Source organism: Rasiella rasia, assembly GCF_011044175.1.
In the GTDB taxonomy this organism is placed as follows: domain Bacteria; phylum Bacteroidota; class Bacteroidia; order Flavobacteriales; family Flavobacteriaceae; genus Marinirhabdus; species Marinirhabdus rasia.
Genome location: NZ_CP049057.1, coordinates 1,956,353 through 1,971,231, shown reverse-complemented (window position 1 = coordinate 1,971,231; position 14,879 = coordinate 1,956,353). Strand labels below are relative to the sequence as shown.

General features: G+C 37.3%; 12 protein-coding genes. 4 read left to right on the top strand and 8 right to left on the bottom strand.

All coding sequences use genetic code 11. The features are described 5' to 3' along the window. Nucleotides 1-2: 2 nt before the first annotated feature. Both G5B37_RS08870 and G5B37_RS08865 read left to right on the top strand, forming a co-directional pair. Complete coding sequence (locus G5B37_RS08870) at nt 3-479, top strand: ExbD/TolR family protein (protein WP_164679684.1); 477 nt, start codon at nt 3-5, stop codon at nt 477-479. Nucleotides 480-566: 87 nt separating this feature from the next. Next, nucleotides 567-1,301 carry a porin family protein gene (locus tag G5B37_RS08865; protein WP_164679683.1) on the top strand — a complete coding sequence of 245 codons (735 nt, stop codon included), beginning with the start codon at nt 567-569 and terminating at the stop codon, nt 1,299-1,301. On the opposite strand, the gene G5B37_RS08860 is transcribed toward G5B37_RS08865, so the two are convergent. The 7 genes from G5B37_RS08860 to pyrH all read right to left on the bottom strand — a co-directional run bounded on the left by G5B37_RS08860 (nt 1,296) and on the right by pyrH (nt 10,393). Then, complete coding sequence (locus tag G5B37_RS08860; RefSeq protein ID WP_164679682.1) at nt 1,296-1,901, bottom strand: hypothetical protein; 606 nt, start codon at nt 1,899-1,901, stop codon at nt 1,296-1,298. The two genes, G5B37_RS08865 and G5B37_RS08860, sit on opposite strands and share 6 nt — an antisense overlap. After that, the gene (rpoN, locus tag G5B37_RS08855; protein WP_164679681.1) at nt 1,901-3,355 is read right to left on the bottom strand and encodes an RNA polymerase factor sigma-54; all 1,455 of its coding nucleotides are present in this window, start codon (nt 3,353-3,355) and stop codon (nt 1,901-1,903) included. Before rpoN ends, G5B37_RS08860 begins: the two co-directional genes overlap by 1 nt. A 92-nt stretch (nt 3,356-3,447) precedes the next feature. Next, the gene (gene asnS / locus G5B37_RS08850) at nt 3,448-4,890 is read right to left on the bottom strand and encodes an asparagine--tRNA ligase (RefSeq protein ID WP_164679680.1); all 1,443 of its coding nucleotides are present in this window, start codon (nt 4,888-4,890) and stop codon (nt 3,448-3,450) included. 92 nt (nt 4,891-4,982) lie between these two features. Next, nucleotides 4,983-7,388, bottom strand: coding sequence for an efflux RND transporter permease subunit (locus tag G5B37_RS08845; RefSeq protein WP_164679679.1), 2,406 nt, complete (start codon nt 7,386-7,388; stop codon nt 4,983-4,985). 251 nt (nt 7,389-7,639) lie between these two features. Further along, a complete protein-coding gene (locus G5B37_RS08840) occupies nt 7,640-8,905 on the bottom strand; it encodes a DUF5686 family protein (RefSeq protein ID WP_164679678.1) in 1,266 nt (421 codons plus the stop codon). A gap of 88 nt (nt 8,906-8,993) precedes the next feature. Next, nucleotides 8,994-9,548 (bottom strand): ribosome recycling factor, encoded by a 555-nt coding sequence (gene frr, locus G5B37_RS08835; protein WP_164679677.1) that lies wholly within the window; start codon nt 9,546-9,548, stop codon nt 8,994-8,996. Between the two features lie 137 nt (nt 9,549-9,685). Next, a complete protein-coding gene (gene pyrH / locus G5B37_RS08830; protein ID WP_164679676.1) occupies nt 9,686-10,393 on the bottom strand; it encodes a UMP kinase in 708 nt (235 codons plus the stop codon). A gap of 217 nt (nt 10,394-10,610) precedes the next feature. Here pyrH and G5B37_RS08825 point away from each other — a divergent pair, with 217 nt between their 5' ends. Beyond that, nucleotides 10,611-11,999 (top strand): S1C family serine protease, encoded by a 1,389-nt coding sequence (locus G5B37_RS08825; RefSeq protein WP_164679675.1) that lies wholly within the window; start codon nt 10,611-10,613, stop codon nt 11,997-11,999. Nucleotides 12,000-12,213: 214 nt separating this feature from the next. Next, on the top strand, nt 12,214-13,608 hold the full coding sequence (locus G5B37_RS08820) for a T9SS type A sorting domain-containing protein (RefSeq protein ID WP_164679674.1): 1,395 nt from the start codon (nt 12,214-12,216) through the stop codon (nt 13,606-13,608). Nucleotides 13,609-13,742: 134 nt separating this feature from the next. Here the strand turns inward: G5B37_RS08820 and tsf are convergent, their stop codons facing one another. After that, nucleotides 13,743-14,705, bottom strand: a complete 963-nt coding sequence (gene tsf, locus G5B37_RS08815) for a translation elongation factor Ts (RefSeq protein ID WP_164679673.1) — start codon at nt 14,703-14,705, stop codon at nt 13,743-13,745. Nucleotides 14,706-14,879 lie beyond the last annotated feature (174 nt).

Here is a 14,879-nt window from a genome sequence, read left to right as displayed (position 1 = left end):
GTATGTCAAAATTTAAAAAGAAAAAGGGAGGCGATTTGCCAGCCGTAAATACTGCATCATTACCTGATATTGTATTTATGCTGTTATTCTTCTTTATGGTTGTAACCGTACTTCGTAATAATGATTTAATGATCAAGAATGAGTTGCCAAAGGCAAATGAAGTAGAAAAACTCAAGAAAGATCGTTCTGTCTTTATTTATGCTGGAAAACCTAGCGATCAATACAAAGACAAGTTCGGTACCGAAAGTAGAATTCAAATTGGTGACAAATTTACTGATGTTTCTAGCCTGCAGTTTGCACTTACTGGGGCGAGAGAAAAACTACGTCCAGAATTACAGGATTATGTAGTTGTTGCATTAAAAGTAGATAAGGAAACCAATACAGGTATTGTCTCTGACATAAAAGAAGAATTAAGAGAACTTAATATGGTGAAGATTATTTATATAGCAGCTCCAGGAAGTGAGCTAGATCAAAAATAATCGCACGTAATATAAACTATAAACGCCTTGATATTTCAAGGCGTTTTTTTTGCGTTTACTATTCAAATAAAACTATCTTTATAATCTATGACGATTAAAAGGCTCTTTATTGGCTTGTTTTTATGGTGCTTGGCTTGTACTTTTTCTCATGCTCAAGAAACTAATGGTACCAATGCTAATTTAATAGTTAAAGATACACTAGGTGACCAAAAATACCGTGAAGATCAATTCTATCTAGGGGTAACCTATAATTTACTTTCAAGCGTTCCTTCTACAGTAAATCTTCGTGGACTATCAGGAGGCATTCACTTTGGATTTCTACGTGATATGCCTATAAATGAGCGACGCAATATAGCTATTGCAGCCGGGTTTGGGCTTAGTTATGATATCTATGGAAGTACATTTTTTATAGGGGAAAGCACGCAGGACAAGACAATTTTTACCGTGCTAACTTCAGACGAATACGACTTCGATACCAACCGATTTAGTACAGCGGTGATTGAGGCACCAATAGAACTACGTTGGCGAAGCTCTACAGCCCAGAAATATGGCTTTTGGAGAGTGTATGCGGGCTTTAGAGTAGGATATGCATATTGGTATAAGGCCAAGTTTGTACAAACAGGTAATACCGTAATACAAACAGATATTCCAGAATTTAACCGAACTCGCCTCGCAGCCACACTTAGCTTTGGGTATAACAAAGTAAATTTCTACGCCTACTACAGCATCAATCCATTTTTCGATAATGCGGTTACAACAAATACCGGAGAAAACGTAGATTTTAGAACCATTAAACTAGGTATTATTTTCTACATTCTATAACCAGTAATTGAACAGCAATAACTGCGGTATAAATCCTATAAAAAACCCTGCAATAAGCTCTGGATATGTGTGCGAATTGGTATGTAATCTAGAAGATGCAACCCAGCCGTTGGCGATAAAAAAGACGCACATCCATAACAGCATATTAATCTGAAAGTGAACGCTTAATCCAATTAAGAACATGGTGACTCCAGCTATGCCCATTTGGTGTAGGCTAACTTTAAATTTTAGGAATACAAGGAAGAGTGCGGTAATGCCTGAAAAGAGAATACCCACAAAGAAGTAATAAGGCTCTGCACTAGATTGTGGATCGAAAACCATCTTAATGATAAGAAGTATCAATAACGATTGAAGCATTAAAGGAGTTTTTCGCTCTTTTACATCTTCTAAGTGAATGGAGCTCACAAGATTTAAATTTCGAAGTAAAAAGAAGGTGACAATAGGTATAAATACGGTGATTATGACTACTGCCAATAACCTAGATTTTGCGATGTCTATTTCAACGTACCGAGGCGTATAGATAAAGTACAGTAAGGTACCAACCAGAGGCATGAGCAATGGATGTAATACGTAGGCTCCAAGACGTAAAAAGAAATTCATTAAATTTCTTTTCTTAAACGCGCCACGGGTATGTCTAGCTGTTCGCGATATTTAGCCACTGTTCTTCGGGCAATAGGATACCCTTTTTCTTTTAAAATCTTTGCCAATCGATCGTCTGTAAGAGGTTTCTTTTTACTTTCTTCGGCGATAGTAAGCTCAAGTATTTTCTTTATTTCACGGGTAGATACGTCTTCTCCCTGATCATTTTTCATCGATTCACTGAAAAAATCTTTAATCAACTTGGTGCCGTATGGGGTGTCTACATACTTGCTATTAGCTACCCTAGAAACCGTAGAGACATCCATATTAATAGCGTCTGCAATATCTTTTAAAATCATAGGCTTCAACTTTCGCTCATCGCCTGTTAAAAAATACTCTTTTTGACGGTGCATTATGGCATTCATAGTCACATACAGGGTTTGCTGACGCTGTTTAATGGCATCTATAAACCATTTTGCGGCATCTAATTTTTGTTTAATAAATAGCACCGCATCTTTTTGTGACTTCGATTTTTTAGTTGCGTCTTTGTAGCCCTTCAGCATATTTGTATACTCTCGAGACACATGTAATTCTGGAGCATTTCTACCATTTAATGTAAGGTCAAGCTCACCATCTACAATCTTAATAGCAAAGTCTGGTACTACGTGTTCTACCATGCGCGAATTACCAGAATAGGCACCACCTGGTTTCGGATTTAGACTTTCAATTTCACCTATGGCAGCTCTCAGGTCGTCTTCGGTGATCGTAAATTTCTGTATTAATTTATTATAATGCTTTTTTATAAAGTGGTCAAAAGCATCATCTATAATTTCTATGGCTAAACTTACCGGTTCTGTTGGGTTTTTTCGATATAGTTGTAACAACAAACATTCCTGTAAGTCTCTTGCACCTACACCAGCTGGATCTAACTCCTGGACAATCTCTAGAACCTTCTTAATTTTTTCTTCGGTAGTATATACATTTTGGGTGAAAGCTAAATCGTCTAATATGTCTGCAATCTCACGTCGTATATAACCACTTTCATCTACACTACCCACCAAGAATTTAGCTATTTGCTCCTCTTCATCACTAAACCTATGGGTGTTTAGTTGTTGTAGCAGATGCTGATTAAAGGATGTGCCAGAAGCATAAGGTGTTTGTCTATCTTCATCATCGGCACTATAATTGTTTGCTGAAAGCTTATAACTTGGTATCTCGTCATCACTCAAGTAATCATCTACATTAATCTCAGTTTCTATAATTTCATTGTCTTCGCTGTAGTCATCTTCATTGCTAAATTCATCGTCAAAATCTGTACTTTCATCTTTACCGCCCTCCAACGCAGGATTTTCGTTCATTTCTTGCGAAATACGCTGTTCAAAAGCCTGTGTAGGCAATTGTATTAACTTCATCAACTGTATTTGTTGAGGTGAAAGTTTCTGTGAAAGTTTAAAATTTAGCTGTTGTTTTAACATATGGTTTCAACTGAACTATAAAAATAGAAAAATCCCTTCACATCAAGCGATACGAAGGGATTTTTAATATAAGCTTATGACTTTTAGTTGGTTTAAAAACTCGCATTGCCTGGAGTTCTAGGATACGGAATTACATCTCTAATATTCCCCATGCCCGTTACAAACAACACAAGTCGCTCAAATCCAAGTCCGAAACCACTGTGTACACAGGTTCCAAATTTTCTTAAATCGAGATACCAATGTAGTTCTTCTTCGGAAATATCCATGGCGGCCATTTTTTCCTTTAGCACGTCATAGCGTTCTTCTCGCTGACTTCCACCAACTATTTCCCCAATACCTGGGAAAAGCACATCCATGGCACGTACGGTCTTTCCATCGTCGTTTAAGCGCATGTAAAATGCTTTTATTTTAGCTGGATAATCGAATAAAATCACGGGACATTTAAAATGCTTTTCAACTAAAAAACGCTCATGCTCACTCTGAAGGTCTGCGCCCCACTCTTCTATTAGGTACTTAAACTTTTTCTTTTTATTAGGCTTGCTACTTTTTAAGATATCAATTGCCTCTGTATAACTTACACGCTTAAAGTTGTTTTCTAAAACAAACTTTAACTTGTCGCGCAATGCCATTTCACTGCGCTCTGCTTGTGGCTTGCTCTTTTCTTCTTGTAAGAGTCTATTTTCTAAGAATTCAAGATCATCGGCACAATTTTCAAGAGCATAGTTTACTACATACTTTATAAAATCTTCGGCAAGATCCATATTGTCTGCAAGATCATTAAAGGCAACTTCTGGCTCAATCATCCAAAATTCTGCTAAGTGTCTAGACGTGTTACTGTTCTCAGCTCTAAACGTTGGCCCAAATGTATATACTTTACCTAAACCCATGGCATAAGTTTCAGCTTCTAACTGACCGCTTACCGTAAGGTTGGTCTCTTTTTCAAAGAAATCTTCTGCATAGTTCACGCTACCATCGTCGGTAAGGGGTGGCTTTACAGGATCTAGGTTGGTAACCCTAAACATTTCTCCAGCTCCTTCTGCATCACTACCTGTAATAATAGGGGTGTGCATATAGTAGAAATCGTTTTTCTGAAAGTATTCGTGAATGGCAAACGATAGTTTAGAACGTACTCTCATAATAGCACCAAATGTGTTGGTGCGTACTCGCAAATGTGCTTGCTCTCGAAGCTTTTCTAATGAATGACGCTTAGGAGACAAGATAGTTAGCTTCACTTCTTCAGGGTCTGCTTTTCCAAGAACTTCAATATCTGAAACTTGAATTTCCACATCCTGTCCTTGCCCTTGACTAGCTACTAATGTTCCTTTTACTTCTATTGCAGCTCCGGTTGTTACTTCTTTAAGAACAGCTTCGTCAAAATTTTCAAAATCTACGACACATTGAATATTATTGATGGTAGAACCGTCGTTAAGTGCAATAAATCTGTTACTTCTAAACGAACGTACCCAGCCTCGCAACGTTATTTGGGTAAGTGAAGGTTCCATTTGTAATATATGTGTGATAGCAATTGCTTTCATAGTCTTCATTTTATGGATGGCAAAGATACTTTTTTGATTCAGAAATAGGAATTCAGCAATAGAATATTTCGGCTAGAATACAGGTATTAGCTCTATTTTTCTTCTTCGGAAATAGTTTCGTCAACATTTGCCTCTAATATCTGCATCGCTGGCTTTTTAAACGTTTTCTTATTGGCAATTTCTTTTTCTAGAGAAAGTAGCAGCGCAGGTAATAATAGAAGATTTGCGAGCATCGCAAAAACCAATGTGATAGAAACTAACGCACCCAGCGCTACGGTGCCACCAAAACTAGAAATGGTGAATACCGAAAACCCGAAAAATAATACAATAGATGTATAAAACATACTTACTCCAGTCTCTCGCAATGCAGCATAGACAGATTTTTTAATCTTCCAGTCATTTGCGATTAGTTCTTGCCTGTATTTTGCCAAGAAATGAATGGTATCGTCTACAGAAATACCAAAAGCAATACTAAACACTAAAATTGTAGAAGGTTTTATGGGTACACCCAAGAAGCCCATGAGTCCAGCGGTAATTATTAGTGGTAGTAAGTTGGGCAATAATGATACTAATATCATTTTAAAACTTCTAAACATCCATGCCATAAATAAGGCAATAAGTAGAATGGCTAACGACAAAGAAATAACTAGGTTGTTCACCAGATATTTTGTTCCCTTTTGAAACACTAAGGCTTTACCAGTTAATGTAACTTCGTATCGGTCGCTAGGAAAAATCTTGTCGATTTTTGCCCTTATATCTTCTTCTAGCCTATCGTAGCGTTCGGTTTTGGTATCTTTCATGAACACCGTGATACGAGCAAATTGGCCTGTTGTATCTACATAGCTAGCTAGTAAATTGGTGTTTTTTGCGCTGTTTTTGGCATACGAAAGTATAAAAGTACGCTCTTGACTGTTGGGTAATTGGTAGTATTCTGGATTGCCATTGTAATATGCCTGCTTGCTGTATTTTACTAATTCAACTACAGAGAGGGGTTGCGAAAATTCTGGAATTTCGGCTAAATACTCTTGGAGCTCGTCCATTCGTTTTAAGGTAGCGAGTTTCATCACCCCTTTTTTACGTTTGGTATCTACTAAAATTTCCAACGGCATAATACCTTCGTACTCTTTTTCAAAAAACTTAATATCACTAAAGAAGGCTTCACCTTTAGGCATATCTTCAATAATACTTCCTGAAATTTTAATATTATTCATCCCCACAATACTTGCGCAGAGCAAAACAATAGCGGCAATAAAGATGGCAATTCTATGTTCGCGCACCATGCGCTCCATCCAGTCTACAAAGCTGCCTATCCATCGCTTATTTAAGTGCTTTAAGTGTTTACCTTTTGGCACACTCATATAGCTGTAAATTATGGGGATAATAAACAAGCTAAGTAGAAAAATGACAATAATGTTTATGGAGGCAACGATACCAAACTCCTTTAATAACTTGCTGTTGGTAAGTATAAACGTAGCAAAACCAGAAGCAGTGGTTACGTTGGTCATTAAAGTAGCATTACCTACCTTGGCAATAACGCGCTGTAACGACTTTGCCTGATTGCCGTGTAATTTAATCTCTTGCTGGTATTTATTGATAAGGAAAATACAATTTGGAATTCCAATAACGATAATTAAGGGAGGTATTAATGCCGTAAGCACCGTAATCTCATAGCGAAGCAAGCCCAAAATACCAAAGGCCCACATTACCCCAATAATTACGGTTATCATAGAGATAAACGTAGCCCGAAAGCTTCTAAAGAAAAAGAAAAAAATAAGGGAGGTTACTAACAAAGCGGCTGCAATAAAGGTGCCTATTTCATCGATAATGTTCTGCGAATTTAATGTGCGAATGTAAGGCATCCCAGATGTATGAACGTCTATGCCTGTATCGGTTTCAAATTGTTCTATGGCAGGGATTAGGTCATTCACAATAAAATCGCGACGTAATGCGGTATTTATGATGTCCTTTTTTAGATAAACCGCGGTGCGCACGCCCAGTTTGTTTGGGCTATATACCAAGCCTTTGTAGAAGGGAAGCTTGTTAAAGAGTTCGTACTTGTATTTTTTTAAGGCTTCTTCGGAAAGTATACTATCCTGAATAAACGGTACAAGAGCGAAGCTGGTAGAATCTTGTACTTTTTTCAGCATTTGAAGCTCCCCGATAGATAACGTAAGATCTACGGCTTCGTAGGTTTTAAGTTTCCGCGAAAGCGTGGCCCAAGCATTAAAGTTTTTAGGCGTAAAGAGCGAGCTGTCTTTCACTCCCATGATAATAAGGTTGCCTTCTTCACCAAACTGATCTAGAAACTTGTTGTATTCTACATTTACTTCATGGTCGTCTGGTAATAGGTTGGCTTCGGTGTAGGTAAAGCGCATGTGTTGCCACTGCCATCCCATAAAAACGGTAATCGCAGCGATAATAATGAGAAGTAGTGGTCTATTCCGTAGAATAAAACGTGCTACTGCACTCCAAAAACCGATACTAAAAAGCTTATTCACAAGGGGGTATTTACGAACGTGGCAAAGGTAATGAATAGGTGTGGGTTATCATCAAGTTTGAGGAGGTGAAGTTTATTGAAACCGAAAATGAAACTGAAAATTGCTTTATAGGTTTACAACTTATAGGAAAGTTTAAATAGTATGGTGCGGGGCTGTATAAAAATACGTGTATCATTCACAATAAATTGATTAAACGAATTGTTGTTTTAAGAGGAAAAACCATTGTTTCAGGTGGAAAAGAGATTTTTAACTTAAAATTTCGCATAAAAAGTAAACTTCACCGAGATATTATCTTCAAAATCGGGGAGGTAGTAGTAGCCATATCGGTATGCACCACTTAGCCCAAAGCCAAAGAGGAGTTTATTGAGTTCAAAACCAGATTCGCTGTATAGCTCGTCTAACGTATTAAATGGAAGGCCAATGTGTTGTTCAGGATTTGAGAAATCTCCTAAGGCATGGCGGGTAATGAGTACTAGCTCGGGTTTAAACCTATTGCCAAGATTAAACCTTCGTAAGCTATGCCTAACTTGCAACGTCATTAACTTATCTGAGAAGAACTCACCAAAATACATAGTTTCAAAACTCCTTCTGCCTGCCACAGAAAAACGTTGTAAAATTTCATCTTTAGTAGGCGCGTTAGGGTATGCGTGATACAAATGGGTGAGGGGTGCATCGCCAATTGCATAATCTCCTTCTAACAAGAAGTTGGTAGATGTTAGATTAGTACGCTTTATGTAATAGTCTAGTTTTAATCCAAATTTTGTGTAGTTAAAGTCACTTCCTGTTATGCCAGACAAACCTTGTGTAACTTGCGCGCTTATCTTTGGGAACCCATCAAAATATTCTATTCTACCGTCTTCGGTAGTAATAAAATCGGTTTTCGGACTTATCCGAAATGAAGTGGTAACCTCTGCCAATTCGTAGTTGCTGTACAACGTGCCATCGTTTAAAAACTGATAGTCTTCAATCTGGTCTATTCTACTTCGGGAAAGGCGTACTTCAGCCAATATTTTGTCGAGAAATTCTGCCTGAACATTGCTTTGCCACGTACGTTCTTTGTAAAACTGAGTAACGTTTACCAAACGAGGCTCAAAGACCGAATAAACACGATCGTCTGTTAGAAAATTGAACTTTCCAATCTCCTGTATATCATCTTTATAGAATAGGTTAAGCCAGATTTTATTTTCTTTTTTGAGACGAACACTACCGCCTAAACCAAATTTTATATCTCTGTCTTTAAATCCTCGTGCAAAATATCCACCAATTCTAAATTTTTCTGAAAAACGGTCATTGGTTACACCTCCAACACCAAGACGTAAGCCTTCATAATTATTATATTTTATGAGATACCGTAAGTCTACGTCAAAAAAGCCAAGAGGGTAAAATCCTGTGTTAAAGGGGTTGGATTTTTTTTCGGGCGTAGTTGCAGTAGTATCTTGTTTGGTTTGTATGGCGGGTTTTTGCGCAAAAAGCCCAACAGGTAACAGTAGAATAAACAGCAGGAGGAAACTGCGCATATACGTGAGGAAATTAATACTGGCGAAAGTAAAAAGAAAGCGGCTTATGAGCCGCTTGTTTTTGTTTTGTTTAACTATAATAACGTGTTTATACAGTCATTATTTCTTTTTCTTTCTTCGCAAACACAGCATCGATTTTTTCGATATGATTGTCGGTCATTTTTTGGATATCGATTTCTAAATTAGCTTTTAAATCTTCGGAAATATCCAATTTTTTAATATCGTTATTAGCATTCTTACGGTCGTTACGAACCCCAATTTTGGCTTCTTCAGCTTCGGCTTTTGCTTGCTTGGCTAGTTCGCCGCGGCGTTCTTCGGTTAATGGAGGAACGTTTATAATAATACTTTCACCATTATTCATAGGGTTAAAACCAATATTAGCCAGATGAATTCCTTTTTCAATTTCAGGAATTAATGTTTTTTCCCAAGGTTGTATGGTGATTGTCATACCGTCTGGGGTATTTACATTAGCCACCTGGTTTAAAGGCGTTGGGCTTCCGTAGTAATCTACCATAACACTTCCTACCATAGAAGGAGATGCCTTTCCTGCTCTAATGTTTACTAGTTTTTTTTCTAAATGAACCAATGCATTGTCCATTGCCTCTTTTGTACTATCTATTATAAATTTTATTTCGTCTTCCATTTTCAATGCCCGCGGCGGCGGGAAATTTTTTAATTAACCGTTTTCAGTGTAGTTTCAAAAACCAGACCAATTCAAAAATAGCAAATTAAACGAGAAAAATCTAAAAATCTTCTGAGTGCACAATCGCACTTCAATAATTAAAGATTCACTTTAGTTCCAATTGTTTCTCCCTTCACAACCTTCATTAGGTTACCTTTCGTATTCATATCGAATACAATAATTGGTAATTCATTTTCTTGGCTCAGGGTAAAAGCAGTAGTATCCATTACTTTTAGTCCCTTTTTCAATACATCGTCGAAGCTAATAGAGTCGAATTTTGTAGCGTCGGTATCTTTTTCAGGATCGCTGGTGTAAATACCATCTACGCGAGTGCCTTTTAGGATAACATCGGCCTGAATTTCGATAGCACGCAGCACTGCAGCACTATCTGTAGTGAAATATGGGTTCCCTGTGCCTCCTCCAAATATAACAACACGTCCTTTTTCTAAATGCCGTATTGCCTTACGTCTAATAAATGGCTCTGCTACTTCATTAATTTTAATGGCGCTTTGCAAACGAGTAGGAATCTTCTCGTCTTCTAAGGCACCTTGTAGGGCTAGGCCATTAATTACTGTGGCTAGCATACCCATATGGTCTCCTTGCACGCGATCCATTCCTTTACTGGCTCCTGCGAGGCCTCGAAAAATGTTTCCTCCACCAATAACAATGGCTACTTCTACGCCAAGAGCGATGATTTCTTTAATTTCTTCAGCATATTCTTTAAGACGGTCGGGGTCAATTCCGTACTGGCGGTTGCCCATTAGCGCTTCGCCACTTAATTTAAGGAGAATTCTTTTATAGTGCATTTTTCAAATTTGTTACAAAAATAGTGAAAAAGTTAACGTGTATGTAGGGTTTTCTAACAGCGTCTTTACCAAGGGATATTTTGTTTTTTTTCGCTAGAAATTCTATTTCAATTTGCGAGTCTTTAAATAAATGGAATTTGTTTTATCCTGTTTCATAAACTATTGCTACTTTTAGCAGTGTCAATTAGTTAGCATAATCAACTCAAATTATTTCAATATGAAAAATAGATGGCCGTTGTATTTAGTAGCCTTTTTATGTCTCTTTTCCTGTAAAGAAAAAGGTCTAGACACTAAATTAATAGCCTCTAAATATTACAAGGGTGTTGTAAAAATTTTGCTAATGGATCCGGGCATGGAAGGAAAAAATGCTGGCGATGGATACATGGGCAGAGGATCAGGTTTTATTGTTACTAAAGATGGATATCTGTTTACTAATAAGCACGTAGTTGAGATGTGCGTAAAGGGGTTTATAGATTATAACTATATGGAAGGCGACAAAGAAATGACAACCATTAGTTTGTATTCTGAAGAGCTGTTGAACGATAGAACCATTACCAAAATTAATAGAACAGGTCATACAATACCTATAGTACAAGTCTATGACGGTCCGGGAGAAAGCGATTACAAATTATATATTGCCGAGGTTGTCTCTATTGGTTCTGGAACATACGATGGCGCCATGTTAAAAATTGTGGGAACACTAGACTGGAAACCCGTTAAAAGAAAATTCTCAACAGTCCCTCTTGGGAATTCAGATAATGTAACCCAAGGAGAAAATCTATGTGTTTATGGGTATCCTGCGCAATTTACTGGATCTGCAGACCTAATGCTGAAAGATTTAAGTACTATTAGCCTTGGTATTATGAGTGGATACGATTTTGTTATAAATAGAGACTACGGATATTTAAAAACTGATGCAGAAATACATCCTGGCAACAGTGGAGGTCCTGTTTTTAGTGAAGAAAATAAAGTAATTGGAATTGCTACAGCCAAGGGGCGTTCTACAGGAATAGGTTTGTTAGGAGGGATAAATGGTATGTACTATATTTCGGCTATTGATAGCAAAGCACACACCGAACTTGTTGAAAACGGTCTCACACTACCAAAAAGATCTGCTTCAATAAATTCTACTAAGGGTACACCTCACATTATTAAAACCACCAAACAAGCCCAAGCTATAGTTGAAAAAAGACTGGCAGCAGAAAAAGCAGCGAAAATCAAGGTATTAGAAGAATACTATAAAGGAGCTCAGTTGTATTTTGCTATTAACAGAAATGGTTACTATGAGAAATTTAAAAAAGGTTCGTTTGGTACAACAAGTATAAACCAAGGTACTGGTGCAAATAGAGGAAAAATATCGGTTTGTGTAGACCACGGTTATAAAGCGCTTAACACTGAAAAATTAATTGTCGCGATAGATAAGTTAAGTACGTCAGACTTTAAGTATTATAAGTATAAAGATGTAGTGTATAGTGCGAAACGAACGTCTCCTAAGCTTTATTTTGACTTTAATTTTTATGATGTGGGAACGTATCGTGTACGTGTTTATAGTGAAGACAACGCCTTAATTGGTTCCACCTTGCTAAGAATGAATCCCAATAGATAATAGTTTGTGAAGTACAATGTGTTTTCACTCTAATGAACACATAAAAAACGCTGTTTTCAGAAAATTTCAAAAACACTAGTAAAGTTTTACTATTAATTTCTATTCTCTTAAGTACAGACAATAAAGGTTAAAAGCATTATAAATGTGATGACAAATTAAATTTTGTGCGATGTACTTAAAATAGCGCACATTTTTAATTTTAAAACTTCACATTATGAAAACAACAATACGTTTAGCGTTCTTGGCTTTAACAACAACTTTATTTGCTCAAAACCCACTTAGCAAGCAGTCGCCATCTCCAGAAACATTTCATCCAGCAACCTATGTAAAATCTGAATGCATCACCAATGCGCAACGACAGCAGGTACGGGAGCAGCTTTTAATTAATAAACAACAAATTTTAGAAGCTAAGCCAGATGCCTTTCGAAACGGCGGTGGATCTCCGTTGTTTATCTCACCAATTAAAGCAAAGGCTGGGTTTGATAATCCTGGTTTTTACATTGTAAATTTTCAAGTAGACCACGACTTGGCGCCTAATGGGAATTTAACAGATTATGAATGTAACGAACGTACCTACGATTGGGCTACTGGAAATCATGAAGGCACAGACTATGTAATTTGGCCTTACCCGTGGAAATACATGCAAGAAGAAGTTATGGAGATTGTGGCAGCAGCGCCAGGTATTATTATCGATAAAAGAGATGGTAATTTTGATTTAAATTGTGACAACTCGGGCAATCCGAACTGGAATGGAATTATTATAGAACATGCCGATGGATCGCAGGCATGGTACTGGCATTTCAAAGACGGAGCTATTACAACAAAGGCTATTGGCGATACGGTTGCAGAAGGTGAATATTTGGGTGCTGCAGGAAGCTCGGGAAGTAGCTCAATACCACATTTACATTTTGAAATTTATGATGCAAGTAATAATTTAATAGACCCTTATGAAGGAACTTGTAATACATTGAATTCTGTTAGTTGGTGGGCCAACCAGCCAGATTATTACGTGCCAGCTATCAACAAAATTTCTACGCATAACTCAACAAATTTTGACGACACCTGTGGTGAAGTTGAAAATACCTATGAAGAATTAAATTTCTTACATGGCGAAGATATCGTACTGAGAATCTTTTTTAGAGATATTCAGACGAATAGCGATACACACATTGTAATTACAGATCCAAACGGAACTACATTATATGATTATATATTTACTTCGCCATGGCCAAACTATGAAGCAGCGTATGCAGAATGGATATTTCCAACCGACTCTTCATGGGCAGATGGAGTTTATGAAGTTACAGCAACTTTTGGAGGAACAGCTTATGAAACCATATTTGGAATAAACACCACATTAGGAGTTGAAGATGTTGCTACAAACAGCATTACAATGTACCCAAACCCAGTACACGAAAAATTAATTGTTGAAAGTACTGCTACTATAGAAATGATTACTATAGTAGATCTTGCTGGAAGAAAAGTATTGGAAATAGCGCCAAAAAATTCGTTAGCCGAGCTTAACCTATCCACTATGAGTAGTGGTGTGTATATGGTAATTATTACTTCGGAAGGTAAAAAAGCAGTCAAAAAACTAGTCAAACAGTAATTTGGACTTAGGTTCGTTGTGTTTTAATATACTGTGATAAAAAAATCCGTTTTCAGAAAACCTGAAAACGGATTTTATATGTTCTGGCCAACGCAAACTGCAACTGGCTACTAGAAAGTTTAAGACTTACTAAACTATGCTAGAGTAACTCTTTTAAATCCTATTACTTCTACACCTTGGTCTGCAACGTATTCAGCAACAGATTTCTTGTCGTCCATGATGTAGTTTTGGTCTAAAAGACACTGCTCTTGATCTAATGTAGTATTGTCACTTACAAAACGTTCCATTTTACCAGGAAGAATTCTGTCCCAGATTTGCTCAGGCTTTCCTTCAGCTTTTAACTGTTCTTTAGCGTCTGCTTCGGCTTGTGCCATAGCTTCTTCTGTAAGTTGCGCTCTTGAGATAAACTGAGGAACATTTTTAAGTGTTTTTCCTAGACGACCAAGCTCGATATTATCTTTTTCAATAACAGCGATTCTAGCTTCGGTTTCAGCAGCGACGTATGCAGGGTCAAAATCTTTGTAAGATAGTGTAGTAGCACCCATAGAGGCAACTTGCATAGACACGTTCTTAGCTACTTCTGCGGCGTTGTCGATGGCTGCAGACAGTCCTGTAAGGGCTCCAATCTTGTTTCCGTGAATGTATGTTCCTACGAAAGGTGCTTCTAATGTTTCAAAACCACCAATTTCAATTTTCTCACCAATAACTCCTGTTTGCTCGATAAGCTTTTCTTCAACAGTCATTCCGTCGAAATCTGCTGCAAGCAATTCTTCTTTAGAGTTCACGTTAATTGCAACATCTGCAATTTGCTGAGCTAGCTCTTTGTAACTATCATTTTTTGCAACGAAATCAGTTTCACAATTTACCGACACCACAACACCTCTTGTGTTAGCGTCGTTAATTTTAGAAACAACAGCCCCTTCGCTTGAGTCACGGTCTGCTCTTTTTTCAGCAATTTTTTGTCCTTTTTTTCTAAGGATGTTAATTGCTTCTTCCATATTACCTTCTGCTTCAACTAATGCCTTTTTACAGTCCATCATACCAGCTCCGGTTTTTTTTCTTAATTCGTTTACTTCTGCGGCGGTTACTTTTACCATAATATCTTTGATATTTTTCCCGCGCAGGCGGGAATCTGATTAATAGTTTATTTTATATTTTGAAAAAAAGCCGTCGCAAATTTCAGTTTAAGAAATGAACCTGACGACTTTTTAATTTTATGAAAAGGTTATGTTCTTCAGTAACGTAGCATATCGCAACTGTTACCGTTTACT